This is a genomic window from Sphingomonas sp. PSPC2-2 (genome assembly GCF_049897725.1).
In the GTDB taxonomy this organism is placed as follows: domain Bacteria; phylum Pseudomonadota; class Alphaproteobacteria; order Sphingomonadales; family Sphingomonadaceae; genus Sphingomonas.
Map to the genome: position 1 here is coordinate 119,083 of NZ_JAFCWU010000009.1, position 15,099 is coordinate 134,181.

Sequence of the window (15,099 nt, forward strand, 5' to 3'; positions counted from 1 at the left end):
ATTTTTCCCCGAATTAAATCCCCGGCAATTGCCGCTGCGGATCGACCGGGGTGCGGCCCTTGCGCATCTCGAAATGGAGTTCGGGTCGGTCGGCCAGCCCCGAATCGCCCGACAATGCGATCGTCTGCCCGCGCCGGACCGATTGGCCGCGCTGGACCAGCAACTGGCTGGCATGGCCATAGACCGTCGTCCAGCTATCGCCGTGCTTGACGATGACGAGGCCGCCCAGCGTCGGGATGCCACTGCCGGCATACGCGACCACGCCATCTGCGGCGGCGAGAATGGGCGTCCCGATCGGCACGGCGATCTTGATGCCGTTATATTTTTCGCCCGACGCGCCGGGGCCGAAATGGGCGACGATGCGCCCCCGCACTGGCCAGGCGAAACCGCCGCTAAAACGGGTCGGCTCGGCAATCGCCTGGGTGGGAGAGAGCACGCGCCGCGATGAGGGCGATGGCCGCACCGGGCGGTCGTTCGCGGCCAGTGCCGGTTCACTACCGGTGACGATATCGTCGATGTCGAGCCGGAACGCCGCGGCGCGCTCGGCGGCTGTGCTCCCATTGGCGGTGCCGGGTATGACAATGCGCATGCCGACACGCAGCGTGTACGGCTCGTTCAACTCATTCGCGGAAACGATGCGTGACCAATCCACGCCGTAAGCGCGCGCGATCGCGATCCCGGTCTGTCCGGCGCGGACAAGGTGATAGCGCCCGCCGGGAATGTCGAGCCGCTGCCCGGGCCGGATCACGAACGGTGGGGTCAGGCCATTCGCACGCGCGATCGCCTCCGACCCCGCGCCCGTACGATCCCCCACGGCGCGCAACGTGTCGCCGGGTCGGACGATATAGCTGGTCGCGGAAATGGTCTCGGCATCGGGGGTTACCGGCCGCGCCTGCCAGGCTGGTGGCGGAGCGGGAAGGGCGGAAACGCCCGCATCGATGCGTTGCGGTTCGTAGCGCTCCTGCTCGCGCTCGGCGCGATCCCCGCCTTGCGGTTCATAGGGCCGTTGGTCGTCGCGCGGCTGATAGGGGGGCGGGGTGTCGTAACCGCGTTGTGGCCGGTCGGGGTTCGGAATGCAGGCGGTGAGTGTAGAAAGGACCAGGATCGCGATACCAAACGTCTTGCCGCGATGCCCCATACTCTACCCCCTAACCGTACAATGCCCCAAGCATAGCAAGCGAGGGGCGGTGTGTCAGGTCGAGATGCAGCGGCGTCACGGCAATGTACCCATCTTGCACAGCTTCCAGATCGGTGGCGTGGGCCGGTGTTTCCTCCGTCGGGCCGAGCGCGAACCAGTGATAGTCATACCCGCGCGGATCGCGGTTGGTGACGATCTGCAGGCGGCCATAGTCGCGAAGGCCCTGCTGCACGATCTTGATCCCCTTCACCGCGTCGGCAGGTCCGGCCGGGAAGTTGATGTTGACCAGGCTGCGCGGCTCCAGCGGGGCGTCGATCAACGGGCGCAACACGCGTTCGCCCCACGCAGCGGCGGCTTCGAACGGCACCGCGTCCCCCAGTCCCTCGCGATCATAGACCTGGCTCAGCGCGATCGAACGTACCCCCGCCAGCGCGCCCTCCATCGCGGCGGAAACCGTGCCGGAATAGGTCACGTCCTCGGCCAGATTGGCCCCGCGATTGACCCCGGACAGGATCAGGTCGGGCTTGGCCTCCCGCATGATCCGGGCCAGCGCCATCATCACGGCATCGGTCGGCGTGCCGGCCACGGCAAAGCGCTTTTCGCCATGCTGGCGCACCCGGATCGGGCGCGTCAGCGTCAGCGAATGGCCAGCGCCGGACTGTTCGTCGGCGGGGGCAACGATCCAGACATCGTCGGAGAATTTCGCGGCAATCGCCTCCAGGATTTTGAGCCCGGGCGCGTGATAGCCATCGTCATTGGTCAGCAGAATCCGCATCGTGTCGTCCTTTATGCGTGACGCCCTTTTCCGTTCGTGCTGAGCTTGTCGAAGCACCGCTCTCCCTTGCATGCCAGGCGCGGGAAGAGGGCTACCCTTCAACAGGCTCAGGGCGAACGGGCGATGTCAGCGCGCCGGTTCCAACCGGTTGAGGCCCTTGAGGTAAGGCTGCAGCACATCGGGAATCGCCACCGCGCCATCCTCCTGCTGATAGTTTTCCAGCACGGCGACCAACGTCCGTCCGACCGCGAGGCCGGAACCGTTGAGCGTGTGGACAAAGCGCGTCGCTTTCTCGCCCTCGGGCCGGTAGCGCGCGTTCATGCGACGTGCCTGGAAATCGGTGCAGGTCGAGCAACTCGAAATCTCGCGATACTGGCCTTGTCCCGGCAGCCACACTTCGAGATCGTAGGTGCGCGCGGCGGTGAAGCCCATGTCGCCGGTGCACAATTTCATGCGGCGGAACGGCAGGCCAAGCGCGTTGAGCAAGCCCTCCGCGCACGCCGTCATCCGCTCATGCTCGGCCTCGGAGGCATCGGGCGTGACGATCGAGACCATTTCGACCTTTTCGAACTGATGCTGGCGGATGAAGCCGCGCGTGTCGCGCCCCGCCGCGCCCGCTTCCGAACGGAAGCAGGGGGTGAGTGCGGTGAAGCGCAGCGGCAGTTCGGCCTCGCTCAAAATCTGTTCGCGCACGATATTGGTCAGGCTGACTTCGGCAGTCGGGATCAACCACCGGCCATCGGTGGTCTTGAACAGATCTTCGGCAAATTTGGGGAGCTGCCCGGTGCCGAACACCGCCTCGTCGCGGACCAGCAGCGGGGGCACGACTTGCTCATAGCCATGCTCGCCCGACAGCGTATCGAGCATGAATTGTCCAAGCGCGCGGTGGAGCCGCGCCGCAGCGCCGCGCACCAGCGTGAAACGCGCGCCCGCCATTGCCGCGCCGGTTTCGAAATCGAGCCCGAGCGCGGGGCCGATCGCGTCGTGCTCGCGCGGGGTGAAACCGAAGGTGCCGGGGGTGCCGTGACTTGCGACCAGCATATTGCCGGCCTCGTCGGCACCCTCGGGCACGTCGCCGAGTGGCAGATTGGGGATCGCCGCGAGTTGGGCGTTCAACGACTCGCCGAGCGCCTTTTCTTCGGCTTCGATCGCGGGCAGCCGTTCTTTCAGCGTCGCAACCTCGGCCATCAACGTGGCGGCGGTCGCCTCGTCCTTCGCGGCCTTCGCGGCACCAATCGCTTTCGAGGCTTCGTTGCGCCGGGCCTGCGCAACCTGCGCCTCGGTCATCAGGGCGCGACGGCGTTCGTCGAGCGCGACCAGTTCGGAAGCGACGGGGGGAAAGCCGCGCCGGGCGAGGCTTGCGTCGAAAGCGGCGGGATCGTCCCGGATCAGGCGGATATCATGCATGACCGGGCTATGGCGTCGCCCCGTGCCCTACGCAACCCGTTCGCGTGGGGAAGACCCGCTACGGTCGCTTTTCGCCTGCTCAGGCGAGGTTCGCGCTCGGTTTGGCGAAGCGCTTGCGCGCCACCAGCGCGGCTGCGGCCGCCCCGAACAGCAGGACCATCGGCGGTGCGGGGACGGGGGCGGGTGGGCCGCCGCTGGAACCCGTGCTGCCGCTGCTCGCGCTGCTCGATGCGCTGCTTCCGCTACTGCCGCTGCCCGATGATCCCCATCCGCCATTGGAGCTCCAGCCATGGCTGCTTGAGCCATAGCTGCTCGAGCTTGCCGAGGAACTGCTGCTGCTCGAACCATTGGACGAGCTGGCCGAGGACACGTTGCCACTCGAAGAGGAGGAGGTGCTTGAGGATGAGGAGCCGCTCGAGGCCGAGGAGACGTTCCCGCTCGAGGCCGACGACACATTACCGCTGGAGGACGAGGAAACGTTGCCACTCGACGCCGACGAAGAGGAAACGTTCCCGCTCGAGCCGCCCGAGGCAGACGAGACGTTGCCGCTGGAACCGCCCGATGCCGAGGAGACATTCCCGCTCGACGAGGAGCCGCCGGTTGACGACGTGCTCGATACCGTTGCGCCGCCTGTGCTCGTGGACGAGGATGATCCGCCCGAGCCGCCCGACGAGGAGGTGCTGCTGACCGAACCGCTGGACGACGTGCTCGAAACGCTGCCGCTCGACGTCGATGATCCGCCGGTCGAGGTCGACCCGCCGCTGGTGGAAGAACTGGTCGAAGATCCGCCGGTCGAGGTCGATCCACCGGTCGAAGTCGAAGAGATGACGATGCTGCCGCCGCCGCTGCTGCTCCCGCCGCCGCCAAAGAAACCGCCGGCGAAGAAACCACCGCCGCCGAAACCACCGCTGCCGCCGATCACGGTCAGCCCGCCGCCGCCACCGCCGCCTGAGCCCGAATAAGGCGGGTCCACAGGAACGGGGGCACCCTGTGCAGTCAGATACACAATTTGGGGCTGCGTCGTGGTGGTGGTCTGGGTCACCACCTTGCGAACGCGCGCGCCAGCGTGTCCGACCCGCATCTTGCTGGCGGCGACCGTCGTGGTGCGGCGGACGATTCGTTTGGTGACCTTGTGCGTATAGGCGCTGCGTGCCCGCGCGCCGTCGGCCACATGCACGGCGCCACCGCCGACAATCGCGCCCCCACAGGCACATGCACACAGTTTCGCCAAAGCCATCCGGACGGACATGATGCTATTCTCTCACTAACGGCGCAAATATCGCCTGGACGATACATCTCGCGCAGACTTGCATTTGATATTCCGCAAAGTGCCGAACAAAGCGTTAAGTGCAATTGCGTTAACCAACTTTTTCGTGATCCTTTGGCCACAAAACGTGACTAAGCAGTGTGCAGTATGGTTAACGTTTCATTGTGGAACGATCCCCGCGTTAACATTTGTTTCGCACGTGACCGTGAAGACGTTTTGCCGAGTCTGCGTCCCCGATCTCCGCACGCCCGAATGGAGTCGGCGTGAGCGTCTGGCAGTATCAATTTTGTCCGATCCTATTTTCCCGTGTCGCCCGGCATCAGGATTGCTTGTGGTGCTTCAATGGCATGGCTATAGGCCCGCATCAGGTGGGTTGACCTTGGCTCGGTCCGGAGGTGCGCAAAGCATCGGGTGACCGTGAGGGGAGAGAGTGGGATGGCGACTGTCTTGAATAGATTGGACGATTCCGAAAAGTTCGCGGTACCGCAGGTCGGTAGTGACGACGGCTACCGGCCAAGCGCCGACGAGGAGTTCATGAACCCCCGTCAGCAGGCGTATTTTCGCGCAAAGTTGCAAGGCTGGAAGGATTCGATCCTGCGCGAGGCAGCGGGTACGATCTCGCAGCTTCAGGTCGATACCCTGCGGGAGGCAGATCTTACCGACCGGGCGTCCAGCGAGACCGATTGGTCGATCGAACTGCGCACCCGGGACCGGCAGCGTAAGCTAATCTCCAAGATCGAGGCCGCAGTGCGTCGAATCGATGAAGGGGAATATGGCTATTGCGAAGTGACCGGCGAGCCGATCTCGCTGGCTCGCCTGGAAGCGCGGCCGATCGCGACGATGACGGTCGAGGCCCAGGAGCGTCACGAACGGCACGAAAAGATTTCGCGCGAGGATTGAGCGAACGGTCGCTGCCTTAAGATGTTGGATACCATTGCGCGAGTAGTCTTGCCGCGAACCAAGATCGGCAATTTGCACGCAATGGACCAATATTCGCAAGATCCGCTCAGTCCCTCATTCGATGAAGGGGCGCATAACCGTCAGGACACGCGCGACAGCTTGTTTCTGATGGCGGATTTTCGCGTGGCTGGGCAAAGCGCTACTCACTCGGTGCGGGTTCGCAACCTTTCTGCCGGGGGGTTGATGGCAGAGTTTCCAGACGGCTTGGCGCAAGGCCTGCGAGTCGAGTTCGACGTAAGGGGTGTTGGTTGGGTGCCCGGGCAAATCGCTTGGTCGGCAGCCGGACGCATCGGAGTCGCGTTCGATCGTCAGATCGATCCGCTGCTCGCGCGAAAGCCGGTCGGTCAGGGCGGGCAGACACCCGTTTTCGTGAAACCGATTTTCCCGCGCGCGCTTCGCTAATCGAGAGGTCGGTTGGTGACCCGGACGCGCCTGCGTCCGGGCCCGTCTCACGCTAGATTTGCGCAAGTTCCTGCTTGATTCGAAGCTTTTGTTTCTTTAGCGCGGCCAGTGTCGCGGTGTCCGGCAACGGTCGCTGCGTTTCGGCGGCGATCTGGCGATCGAGGACTGCATGCTTGGCCGAAAGGGCCGAGTGATGCGCGGTCTGCATGGGATGCGTACCTCCTTCATGTGCTGTTTGGGGTAGCCAATAGAACATGCGGAGCGCCGCTTGTCTCTCCCCAATTATAACGAAGTACGATGTGCGCACCGATTCGCGCGACAGGTCGATTTTATCCGTGCTGCGCGTCTGTGATTTGCTAAGGCGAGGCATCGAAGGGGGCACGATGGACGAAAGCCTGATCGCAAAACGGCTGGAGGTGTTACGCGTCGAACATCGCGATCTCGATTCTGCGATCGGGGCCTTGATCGGTTCGGGTGCGCTCGATCAGCTTCAATTGGCACGCTTCAAGAAACGCAAGCTGCGTCTGCGCGATGAAATCGCGATGCTCGAAGATCAACTCGTCCCGGACATTATCGCGTAAGGCGATGGCGTTCCCGAAGTGGGACAAGCGACAAATGGGGCGCGCGCCACAAGGCGCTACCGTTAAGGTTTTGTATATGTATGGTGGTGGCATGGGGTCCCCAGCCTATGATTCGCGCATGCAGCGCCGCGTTATCGACACGCTGTACATCGATGCCATGGTCCTGGCGGATGAGGCGCGCAGCTATTTCGACGAAGGCGGCCGCTCTGATCGCGAAGCCCTTGATCCGCTCGCGCGTGTATCGTTCAGCTGCGAATCGTTGAAGGTCACCACGCGGTTGATGCACGTCATCGCCTGGTTGTTGACCCAGCGCGCGGTTGACGCGGGCGAGATGGCACCGCGCGAGGCGCTGGATGAGTCGCGTAGATTGGGGGCTGCCCCGATGTCCGAGAGCGCGGTCGTCCAATCGATGCCTGCGACCGCTCAAACGCTGATCCTTGCGAGCATCGATCTTCACCGGCGTGTCGCGCGGCTGGACCAAATCCAGGCGGCGGAGATCGAGAGCTTTGAGAGCCCCGCCCGCACGATGCAGGATCGTCTCGCGCTCGCCTTCTGAGTCGCGGTCGCCCGGTCGCGCGCCCTAATAGAGCTACAGCAGAGCTACAGCTTCAGGCGTTCGCGTGCGGCACGATATTGGCGCTCCAGCCGGTCGACCATGTCGGCAACGGGCTCGACTCGGTCGATGACCCCAATGCCTTGGCCAGAGCCCCAAATTTCCTTCCACGCCTTGGGCTTCGCTCCGTTGCCGGTGCCGAAATCCATGGTTTTGAGGTCCCCCTCCGGCAGATTGTCGGGGTCCATCCCGGCCGCGACGATCGACGCGCGCAGGTAATTGCCATGCACGCCTGTGAACAGGTTTGAATAGACGATGTCGGCGGCCTTGCCCTCGACGATCCCCTGCTTGTACGCGGCTTCCGCATTCGCCTCGACACTCGCGATGAAGGGCGAACCGATATAGGCGAAGTCGGCACCCATCGCTTGCGCCGCCAGAATGGCGTCTCCCGTCGCGATCGATCCCGAAAGGGCGAGCGGGCCATCGAACCATTGGCGGATTTCCTGGATGATCGCGAAGGGCGACAAGCGACCGGCATGGCCGCCCGCACCCGCGGCCACCGCGATCAAGCCGTCCGCGCCCTTTTCGATCGCCTTGCGCGCGAAGCGGTCGTCGATCACGTCGTGCAGCGTGATGCCGCCCCAACTGTGGACGGCGGTGTTCAAATCCTCGCGCGCGCCAAGCGAAGTGATGACGATCGGCACTTGCCACTTGGCGCAGGTCGCCAGATCGGCCTCCAGCCGCTCATTCGAGCGATGGACAATCTGGTTGACCGCGAACGGCGCGGCCGGGCGTTCGGGATGTGCGCGATTATGGGCGGCGAGCTCTTCGGTGATGCGGTGCAGCCACTCGTCGAGCAATCCCTGCGGACGCGCATTAAGCGCCGGGAAGGACCCGACGATCCCCGCCTTGCATTGCGCGATGACCAGTTCCGGCCCGGAAATGATGAACAGCGGCGAACCGATGACCGGGAGCCGCAACGATGCGAACAAGGGGGGAATGCTCATGTCCGTTTCATAGCGCAACCGAAACGCCTGTCCAGCGGCGTTGATTTGCCACGGCGCACGAAAGGGTTATGGGGCGGAATTCTGCGTTTGTTTCCGGAGCACCCTAGTGAAGCTGACCCTTGCTGCCGCCTTGTTGATTGGAGTCGCGTCGCCCGCCTTTGCGGTCGGTCAGTTGCCGGAAGGCGTAGCACCCGTCTCGTATGACATCACCATCCGCCCAGATGCCAAAGCGATGACGTTCTCAGGCGAAGAAACCGTTACGATCTCTGTCGCGCGAGCAACCAAGACGATTGTGCTGAACGCGGCGGACCTCAAAATTACCGGGGCGACCCTCGACGGAACAGCGGTTCCGTTCACGCTCGACACCGGTAAGCAGCAATTGACGCTGACGCTGCCGACGCTCGCGCCGACCGGCCAACACCGCCTGCATTTCGCCTGGACGGGCACGATCAATACCTCGGCGTCGGGCCTGTTCGCGATCGACTATACCAATCCGGACGGATCGGCCGCGCGGATGCTGGCCACGCAGTTCGAGGCCCCCGATGCCCGTCGCTTCGCGCCGATGTGGGACGAGCCCCAGTATAAGGCGACCTTCACGCTCTCGACCGTGGCACCCGCCGCGCAGACCGCCTTTTCCAACATGCCCGCCACGAGCATTACCCAACAGCAGGACGGGACCACGCTCTATCGGTTCGCGGAAACGCCCAAAATGTCGAGCTACCTCCTGTTCCTCGGAATGGGGGACGTCGAGCGCAAGACGGTGATGGCGGGAAAGACCGAAATTGGCATCATCACCCGGCGCGGGGTGGCGGATCAGGGCGATTATGCGCTCGCCCAGGCCAAGCGCCTGCTGACCTATTATAACGATTATTTCGGTCAGCCTTATCCCTTGCCCAAGCTCGACATGATTGCCGGCCCGGGTTCGAGCCAGTTCTTCGGCGCGATGGAAAACTGGGGAGCGATTTTCTATTTCGAGCCCGAGTTGCTGTACGACCAGAAGCGCGCGACGCAGAGCGGCAAGCAGCGCATCTTCACCGTGGTTGCGCACGAAATGGCGCACCAATGGTTTGGCGATCTCGTCACCATGAAATGGTGGGACGACCTGTGGCTCAACGAGGGCTTCGCCTCTTGGATGGAAAACAAATCGAGCATCGATCTCAACCCCGATTGGAATGCGGCGGCGACGGCGGTGGCGCAGGACCGTGAAGCCGCGTTGCAGGCGGATTCGACCTCGGGCACGCATCCGATCATCCGCCATGTCGAAACCGTCGACCAGATTGGCGAGGGGTTTGACGGGATCACTTATGCCAAGGGCCAGGCCGTCATCGGCATGATGGAGTCGACGCTGGGGGCAGACACCTTCCGCGATGGCATCCGCCGTTACATGGCGAAGTACAAATATTCGAACACCGTGACCGACCAGCTGTGGACTGAATTGTCGGCGGCTGCGGGCAAGCCGGTGGCGGATATCGCGCATGATTTCACGCTGCAGCCGGGCGTGCCGCTCGTCACCATGACCAGCGCCCGTTGCGTCGGCGGAGAAACCAAGGTCACTATGACGCAGGGACGTTTCGCTTATGACGGCAGCGCCAAGCAAGTGCTGACATGGCATGTTCCGCTGACGCTTGGTGTGGTTGGGAAGCCAGTGGCGCGCGCGATCGTGCGCGGTGCCAAGCCGACCACGGTCACCGTGCAGGGATGCGGCACCGTGGTGCTCAATCGCGACGAGGGCAGCTATGCGCGCGTGGCCTATGATGCGTCGGCGCACGCGGCGATCGTCCGCGATTTCGCCAGCCTTGCGCTGACCGACCAGCTCGGCACGCTGGGGGATGATTTCGCTCTGGCGAAGGGCGGCAATCAGCGGCTCGACCGTTATTTCGCCGATGTCGGAGCGATCGAACCCGGTGCCAATCCCCTCTTGTGGCAGACGCTCGCCGGGCAGCTATCCGACCTGGGCGGGCGCTTGCCCAAGGGGGCGGCCAAAACCGCGATGCGCGCGCGCATCGTCACGACGCTGGCACCGGCGCTGGAACGCGTCGGGTTCCAGGCCAAGCAGGACGAATCGCCGCTGATCTCCACGTTGCGCGAAACGCTGATCGCGGTGCTGGGCGACAATGGGGACCCCGTCGTCGCTGAGAAGGCACGGCGCTATGTCGCCGCGCTGGCGACCGACACCAACGCGATCCCGGCGGCGATCCGGCAACCGATCCTCGGCACCTATGCCACGAACGCGACCCCTGCCGAATGGGACGCGCTGCTGAAGCTGACGCTGGCCGAAAAGAACCCGGTGGTGAAAAACGGCTATATACGCTTGCTGGGCTATAGCGATGACGATGCGCTGGCCCGTCGCGCGCTCGGCCTGCTGTCGACCGGCGACCTGACCACACCACAAAAGGCCAGCCTGTTGCGCTCGGTCGCGAGCAGCCATCCCGACATGGCGTTCGACTTTGCCGTCAGCAATCTCGCGCTGGTCAATACGCTGGTGGAAACCAGCAACCGGGCGGGCTTCGTGTCCAGCCTGGGGGCCGGTTCGGACGATCCGGCGATGCCCGCCAAGATCACCGCCTTCGCTGCCGCCAATCTGCCGCTCGCCGCACGCGGGGCCGCCAAGGCCACGGTTGCGACGATGGCGGCGCGCCGCCTTGTGAATGCGCGCATTCGCGGCGACATCGCCGCCTGGGCGACGCGTGGCGGCAGCAAAAGCGGGTCTTAATCGAATCGCTTCAACCCGGCGGCATATTTGCGGCCGTTGGCGACATAATGTTCGGCGGAGACGCGCAGCATCGCCTGCGCGTTTTCGTCGAGTTCGCGCACCGCACGGGCGGGGCTGCCGACGATCAGGCTGCCCGGCGGGAACACCTTGCCTTCGGTGACCAGCGCGCCTGCGCCGACAATCGAGCCTGCGCCGATCTCCGCCCGATTGAGCACCACCGCGCCCATTCCGATCAGCACGCTGTCGCCGACGGTACAGCCGTGCAGGATCGCGTGATGGCCGATCGTGCAATCCTCGCCGATCGTCAGCGGCGCGCCGGGATCGGAATGGCACATCGCGCCTTCCTGGATATTGCTGCGCGCGCCCACCACGATCGGCGTATTATCGCCGCGGATCACCGCGCCGAACCAGATGCTGACATCGGGGCCGAGCTGTACATCGCCGATCAGTTCGGCGCTGGGTGCGACCCAGGCATTGTAGCCTAGCGTGGGCCGCAGCCCGTCGATTTCATAGAGCGGCATCTCTCGGTCTCCTAGGCGCGGTTTCTCCCCCCGATGCCAGCACGACGGGTTCCTGTCGATCCGGCGCGGCTTTTCGCCTAGGCGCACAGTATGAGCCTGCACATCTATGTCGACGCCGATGCCTGTCCGGTGAAGGACGAAATCTACAGGGTCGCGTTGCGACGTTCGGTGGCCGTCACCATCGTCAGCAACAGCCCGATCCGCATTCCCGCCCATCCATTGCTGTCGCGCATCGTGGTCGGCGACCGCTTCGATGAGGCGGATGACTGGATCGCCGAACGTGCCGATCGCGCGAGTGTGGTCATCACCAACGACATCCTGCTCGCCGATCGCTGCTTGAAAGCAGGGGCCAGCGTGCTTGCGCCCAACGGCAAGCCGTTCACCACGGCGTCGATCGGCAATGCGATCGCGGTGCGCGCGATCATGGCCGATTTGCGCGCGGGCGGCGATGTCGTGGGCGGGCCCGCACCCTTTGCCAAGGCCGACCGTTCGCGCTTCCTCTCGGCGCTCGACGAAATGCTGGTGCGGCTCGCGCGCTAGGCCTCGCTCGGCGGAAAGCGCCGCAGCGCGCCTTCGAGCGAGGCGGTCGCGCTGCCGCGGCGCGCCGGTTGCGGTTGCGTCGGGGCCGGGGACCAGCCGGTCAGATAGAGAATGTCGAATCGCTCAGGCGTCTTGCCGTCGGGATCGGCCCGCTCAGTAAAAAGTTCGGCCGCGCGCGCGAGCGTATCGCGGCGCAGCGGTGTGCGGTCGCGCAGGATATTGGAGGCACCCATGCCGCGCAGATCGCGCAGCAGCCCGCCGATCCCGCGATAGCGAACGGTCAGCGGCTCGATGTCGGCGACGGGCAGCGTGAAGCCTGCGCGCATCAGTAAATCGCCCGCCGAGCGCACATCGACTTGCGGATGGATCCGCGCCGCCGGGCGATCCCGCTCTGCCTCGCGCAGAACGCTGCGCAAGGTCGATAGCGTACCCGCGCCACAGAAGGCGGCGAGGAACAGGCCGTCGGGTCGAAGTGCACGCCGGGCGAGCGTGAGCGCGCCGGGCAAATCGTTGACGCTGTCGAGCACGCCTGCCGAAACCACCAGGTCGAACGATTCGGCGGGGAAGGGGAGGCGATCCTCGTCCGCCTGCACCCCGCCGGATTGGACAGCAAACAGCGCGCCCGCGTCGCACCGCGTGACCTTTGCCCCCGCTGGAACGGGCAAGGCCCCGTCGAAGCACCCGAGATCGAGCATGTCGGTGAAACGATGGGTCACGCTCGCCAGCCGTTCCGCAATCCCGTCGAGCATCGCCGCACGCAGGAAATCGAACTCGGCGAAGGTCGGGGCGGCGCGGTCGCGGTGGAGGCGGCGTGCCGCGCGGTCGAAGATGTCGGGAACGCTCATCGCGCGGCTTGTGCCGCTCTAGGCGTCGGGCGACAAGGGGGGCCGTGTCGCCCTGGCTCGCCCCTTTGCGCCTGATCGCCGATTTCGCGCTGCCGCCGCGCTGCCCCGGCTGCGGTGCGGTCACGGGGGAAGATCATCGCTTCTGCGCGGTGTGCTGGGGCGCGCTGCGCTTTCTCGCGCCGCCGTGGTGCGCAACCTGCCATGCGCCGTTCGCTTATGATCGCGGGGCCGAGGCGCAGTGCGCGACCTGCATCGCCGATCCACCGCGCCACGCCGGGGTGCGCGCGGCGGTGGCTTATGGCGATGTCGCGCGCACGGTCGCGCTCCGCTTGAAATATGGCGGTCGCACCGCCTTTGCCGAGACGGTCGGTCGGCAGATGGCGCGGTTGCTGCCGGACGATGCCGACGTGCTGGTGCCGGTGCCGCTCCACCGCTGGCGTTTATGGTCGCGCGGCTTCAACCAGGCCGCATTGATTTCCGCCGCGCTAACCCGCGTGAGCGGTGTCGCAAACGATCCGCTGCTGTTGCGCCGCGTGAGGGCCACGCCACCGCTGCGCGCGATGGGGGCAAAGGCGCGCGCCCGAGCCGTCGCCGGGGTTTTCCGCGTGATCGACCCGAAGGCGCAGCTGCGCCGCAAGTCGGTGGTGTTGATCGACGACATCTACACCAGCGGCGCGACAACCGACGGTTGCACCGCCGCCTTGCTGCGCGCGGGCGCGGCAAAGGTGACGATCCTGTGCTGGGCGCGGGTGCTCGATTCGGCGGATTGATGCGCCCGACATTGACCCCGACATTGACAACGACCGGTGCACCCCACATTTCTTGGCAATGCCAAAGATCGAAATCTACACCAAAGCCTTCTGCCCGTATTGCTCGCGCGCGATGAAATTGCTCGCCTCGAAGGGCGTCACGCCCGAGGAATATGACATTACGATGGGTGGCCCGAAGCGCGCCGAGATGCTCGAGCGCGCCAATGGCGGCACCACCGTTCCGCAGATTTTCATCGATGATCGCCATATCGGTGGGTCGGACGATCTGGCCGCGCTGGAGCGCGCCGGGAAATTGGACGCCTTGCTCGCGGCATGAAGATCGCGCTTGCCCAGGTCACCAGCGGGATCGATCCCGTTGCCAATGCCGAAACGCTCGTCGCGGCGGTGGCGGAGGCGGCGCGGGGCGGCGCGACGATGCTGTTCACCCCCGAAATGTCGGGCTTGCTGGATCGGGACCGCGCGCGCGCCGCACAGGTCTTGCGCAGCGAAGCGGACGATGTCGTGCTGGCCGCGGTGCGTACCGCAGCGGCGGAACACGGCATCTGGGTTCATATCGGGTCGCTGGCGGTATTGGGGGAAAGCGGGCGGCTCGCCAATCGGGCGTTCGTGATCGACGACAATGGCGAAATCCGCGCGCGGTACGACAAATTGCATTTGTTCGACGTGGATTTGCCGACCGGTGAGAGCTGGCGCGAATCCGCAAGCTACGCACCCGGTGAGGGCGCGGTGGTGGTGCAGACCCCGGTCGGCGCGCTGGGCCTGTCGATTTGTTACGATCTGCGCTTTGCCGATCTGTACCGTGCGCTGAGCAACGCAGGCGCGACCGTGCTGGCTGTGCCCGCTGCCTTTACCCGTCCGACCGGCGCGGCGCATTGGCACGTGCTGCTGCGCGCCCGCGCGATCGAGGCCGGGGCCTATGTTATCGCGGCCGCGCAGACCGGTGTCCATGCCGATGGCCGAGCAACCTATGGCCATTCGCTGGTGATCGACCCGTGGGGAGAGGTTGTCCTCGATATGGGCGAGACGGCTGCTTTGGGCTTTGCCGAGATCGATCCGGCGCGTGTCGCCGATGTTCGCGCGCGCATTCCGGTGCTGGCGCATCGGCGCGCGATCCCGGAGGTCGAATCGGCGTGATCGTGTTCGATCTGCGCTGTCGTCAGGCGCATGTGTTCGAAGCCTGGTTTGGCTCAACTACTGCGTTCGAGGATCAGCAGGCGCGAGGCCTGCTCGCGTGCCCGATCTGCGGTGATGATGAGATCGTCAAGGCCGTGATGGCCCCGAATGTGGGCGCAAAGGGCAACAGCCGCAGCGTTCCGGCGCCAAACGTCGAGGCGGCGGCTCCTCCAGCCCTCACCCCGGAGACGATGAAGGCCGCGCTCCACGCGCTCGCTCAAGCCCAGGCTCAAGCGCTGGAGAAGTCGGAATGGGTCGGGCGCGCCTTTGCCGATCGCGCGCGCGCGATGCACGTCGGGGAAACCGCCGCGACGCCGATCCACGGCGAAACGACCCTGGCCGAGGCGAAGGCGCTGGTCGAGGAAGGCGTACCGGTCGCGGCCTTGCCGTTCCCGGTAATTCCACCCGATACGGTCAATTGATTTCGTCAGCGCCGCACAGTACCAC

Annotated in this window: 19 protein-coding genes; 12 read left to right on the top strand and 7 right to left on the bottom strand. The window is 65.0% G+C overall.

Translation table 11 applies throughout. The features are described 5' to 3' along the window. Positions 1–13: 13 nt before the first annotated feature. From ACP7BY_RS16145 to serS, 3 genes are all read right to left on the bottom strand, one after another. Positions 14–1,138: a M23 family metallopeptidase gene (locus tag ACP7BY_RS16145; RefSeq protein ID WP_126846362.1), complete on the bottom strand. Its 1,125-nt coding sequence runs from the start codon at positions 1,136–1,138 to the stop codon at positions 14–16. A 10-nt stretch (positions 1,139–1,148) separates the two neighbouring features. Beyond that, on the bottom strand, positions 1,149–1,913 hold the full coding sequence (gene surE, locus ACP7BY_RS16150) for a 5'/3'-nucleotidase SurE (RefSeq protein WP_033965940.1): 765 nt from the start codon (positions 1,911–1,913) through the stop codon (positions 1,149–1,151). A 126-nt stretch (positions 1,914–2,039) separates the two neighbouring features. Further along, entirely contained in the window at positions 2,040–3,320 is a 1,281-nt protein-coding gene (gene serS, locus ACP7BY_RS16155) for a serine--tRNA ligase (RefSeq protein ID WP_033965941.1), read from the bottom strand. Positions 3,321–3,433: 113 nt separating this feature from the next. Here serS and ACP7BY_RS16160 point away from each other — a divergent pair, with 113 nt between their 5' ends. The 4 genes from ACP7BY_RS16160 to ACP7BY_RS16175 all read left to right on the top strand — a co-directional run bounded on the left by ACP7BY_RS16160 (position 3,434) and on the right by ACP7BY_RS16175 (position 5,949). After that, positions 3,434–3,628 carry a hypothetical protein gene (locus ACP7BY_RS16160; protein ID WP_171010432.1) on the top strand — a complete coding sequence of 65 codons (195 nt, stop codon included), beginning with the start codon at positions 3,434–3,436 and terminating at the stop codon, positions 3,626–3,628. Positions 3,629–3,667: 39 nt separating this feature from the next. Beyond that, on the top strand, positions 3,668–4,282 hold the full coding sequence (locus ACP7BY_RS16165; RefSeq protein ID WP_033965943.1) for a hypothetical protein: 615 nt from the start codon (positions 3,668–3,670) through the stop codon (positions 4,280–4,282). Between the two features lie 740 nt (positions 4,283–5,022). Next, entirely contained in the window at positions 5,023–5,487 is a 465-nt protein-coding gene (gene dksA, locus ACP7BY_RS16170; RefSeq protein ID WP_033965945.1) for an RNA polymerase-binding protein DksA, read from the top strand. An 81-nt stretch (positions 5,488–5,568) separates the two neighbouring features. Further along, on the top strand, positions 5,569–5,949 hold the full coding sequence (locus ACP7BY_RS16175) for a PilZ domain-containing protein (RefSeq protein WP_033965977.1): 381 nt from the start codon (positions 5,569–5,571) through the stop codon (positions 5,947–5,949). Positions 5,950–6,001: 52 nt separating this feature from the next. Here ACP7BY_RS16175 and ACP7BY_RS16180 read toward each other — a convergent pair whose 3' ends face one another. Beyond that, complete coding sequence (locus tag ACP7BY_RS16180; RefSeq protein ID WP_081988780.1) at positions 6,002–6,157, bottom strand: YdcH family protein; 156 nt, start codon at positions 6,155–6,157, stop codon at positions 6,002–6,004. 175 nt (positions 6,158–6,332) lie between these two features. On the opposite strand from ACP7BY_RS16180, the gene ACP7BY_RS16185 reads away from it, so the two are divergent. Next, positions 6,333–6,530, top strand: a complete 198-nt coding sequence (locus tag ACP7BY_RS16185) for a YdcH family protein (RefSeq protein ID WP_033965978.1) — start codon at positions 6,333–6,335, stop codon at positions 6,528–6,530. A 118-nt stretch (positions 6,531–6,648) separates the two neighbouring features. Next, on the top strand, positions 6,649–7,086 hold the full coding sequence (locus ACP7BY_RS16190) for a DUF1465 family protein (protein WP_231565226.1): 438 nt from the start codon (positions 6,649–6,651) through the stop codon (positions 7,084–7,086). Between the two features lie 44 nt (positions 7,087–7,130). On the opposite strand, the gene ACP7BY_RS16195 is transcribed toward ACP7BY_RS16190, so the two are convergent. Next, positions 7,131–8,090, bottom strand: a complete 960-nt coding sequence (locus ACP7BY_RS16195; RefSeq protein WP_033965979.1) for an NAD(P)H-dependent flavin oxidoreductase — start codon at positions 8,088–8,090, stop codon at positions 7,131–7,133. A gap of 106 nt (positions 8,091–8,196) precedes the next feature. Between ACP7BY_RS16195 and ACP7BY_RS16200 the strand changes: the two genes are divergently transcribed. Next, complete coding sequence (locus ACP7BY_RS16200) at positions 8,197–10,803, top strand: M1 family metallopeptidase (RefSeq protein ID WP_033965948.1); 2,607 nt, start codon at positions 8,197–8,199, stop codon at positions 10,801–10,803. Here the strand turns inward: ACP7BY_RS16200 and ACP7BY_RS16205 are convergent. Next, on the bottom strand, positions 10,800–11,324 hold the full coding sequence (locus ACP7BY_RS16205; RefSeq protein WP_033965950.1) for a gamma carbonic anhydrase family protein: 525 nt from the start codon (positions 11,322–11,324) through the stop codon (positions 10,800–10,802). The genes ACP7BY_RS16200 and ACP7BY_RS16205 overlap by 4 nt on opposite strands. A 90-nt stretch (positions 11,325–11,414) precedes the next feature. On the opposite strand from ACP7BY_RS16205, the gene ACP7BY_RS16210 reads away from it, so the two are divergent. Further along, a complete protein-coding gene (locus ACP7BY_RS16210; RefSeq protein WP_171010433.1) occupies positions 11,415–11,864 on the top strand; it encodes a YaiI/YqxD family protein in 450 nt (149 codons plus the stop codon). Here ACP7BY_RS16210 and ACP7BY_RS16215 read toward each other — a convergent pair. Beyond that, positions 11,861–12,709, bottom strand: a complete 849-nt coding sequence (locus tag ACP7BY_RS16215) for a class I SAM-dependent methyltransferase (protein ID WP_033965954.1) — start codon at positions 12,707–12,709, stop codon at positions 11,861–11,863. The genes ACP7BY_RS16210 and ACP7BY_RS16215 overlap by 4 nt on opposite strands. 44 nt (positions 12,710–12,753) lie before the next feature. Here ACP7BY_RS16215 and ACP7BY_RS16220 point away from each other — a divergent pair, with 44 nt between their 5' ends. From ACP7BY_RS16220 to ACP7BY_RS16235, 4 genes are read left to right on the top strand one after another with little or no spacing between them, the layout of a single operon-like run. After that, a complete protein-coding gene (locus ACP7BY_RS16220) occupies positions 12,754–13,479 on the top strand; it encodes a ComF family protein (RefSeq protein WP_033965955.1) in 726 nt (241 codons plus the stop codon). 58 nt (positions 13,480–13,537) lie between these two features. Next, entirely contained in the window at positions 13,538–13,795 is a 258-nt protein-coding gene (grxC, locus tag ACP7BY_RS16225) for a glutaredoxin 3 (protein ID WP_033965957.1), read from the top strand. Continuing rightward, positions 13,792–14,613 (top strand): carbon-nitrogen hydrolase family protein, encoded by an 822-nt coding sequence (locus tag ACP7BY_RS16230; protein WP_033965958.1) that lies wholly within the window; start codon positions 13,792–13,794, stop codon positions 14,611–14,613. The genes grxC and ACP7BY_RS16230 overlap by 4 nt, the downstream gene beginning before the upstream one ends. After that, a complete protein-coding gene (locus ACP7BY_RS16235; protein WP_137902297.1) occupies positions 14,610–15,074 on the top strand; it encodes a DUF1178 family protein in 465 nt (154 codons plus the stop codon). Before ACP7BY_RS16230 ends, ACP7BY_RS16235 begins: the two co-directional genes overlap by 4 nt. Positions 15,075–15,099: the final 25 nt, after the last annotated feature.

What these genes read in the sequence shown, in the direction of transcription:
- ACP7BY_RS16195 (WP_033965979.1), bottom strand. Translation starts at nt 8,090, where the DNA reads ATGAGCATTCCCCCCTTGTTCGCATCGTTGCGGCTCCCGGTCATCGGT.
- ACP7BY_RS16205 (WP_033965950.1), bottom strand. Translation starts at nt 11,324, where the DNA reads ATGCCGCTCTATGAAATCGACGGGCTGCGGCCCACGCTAGGCTACAAT.
- ACP7BY_RS16230 (WP_033965958.1), top strand. Translation starts at nt 13,792, where the DNA reads ATGAAGATCGCGCTTGCCCAGGTCACCAGCGGGATCGATCCCGTTGCC.
- ACP7BY_RS16180 (WP_081988780.1), bottom strand. Translation starts at nt 6,157, where the DNA reads ATGCAGACCGCGCATCACTCGGCCCTTTCGGCCAAGCATGCAGTCCTC.
- ACP7BY_RS16175 (WP_033965977.1), top strand. Translation starts at nt 5,569, where the DNA reads ATGGACCAATATTCGCAAGATCCGCTCAGTCCCTCATTCGATGAAGGG.
- grxC (WP_033965957.1), top strand. Translation starts at nt 13,538, where the DNA reads ATGCCAAAGATCGAAATCTACACCAAAGCCTTCTGCCCGTATTGCTCG.
- ACP7BY_RS16190 (WP_231565226.1), top strand. Translation starts at nt 6,649, where the DNA reads ATGCAGCGCCGCGTTATCGACACGCTGTACATCGATGCCATGGTCCTG.
- ACP7BY_RS16185 (WP_033965978.1), top strand. Translation starts at nt 6,333, where the DNA reads ATGGACGAAAGCCTGATCGCAAAACGGCTGGAGGTGTTACGCGTCGAA.
- surE (WP_033965940.1), bottom strand. Translation starts at nt 1,913, where the DNA reads ATGCGGATTCTGCTGACCAATGACGATGGCTATCACGCGCCCGGGCTC.
- ACP7BY_RS16145 (WP_126846362.1), bottom strand. Translation starts at nt 1,138, where the DNA reads ATGGGGCATCGCGGCAAGACGTTTGGTATCGCGATCCTGGTCCTTTCT.
- ACP7BY_RS16215 (WP_033965954.1), bottom strand. Translation starts at nt 12,709, where the DNA reads ATGAGCGTTCCCGACATCTTCGACCGCGCGGCACGCCGCCTCCACCGC.
- ACP7BY_RS16210 (WP_171010433.1), top strand. Translation starts at nt 11,415, where the DNA reads ATGAGCCTGCACATCTATGTCGACGCCGATGCCTGTCCGGTGAAGGAC.
- serS (WP_033965941.1), bottom strand. Translation starts at nt 3,320, where the DNA reads ATGCATGATATCCGCCTGATCCGGGACGATCCCGCCGCTTTCGACGCA.
- dksA (WP_033965945.1), top strand. Translation starts at nt 5,023, where the DNA reads ATGGCGACTGTCTTGAATAGATTGGACGATTCCGAAAAGTTCGCGGTA.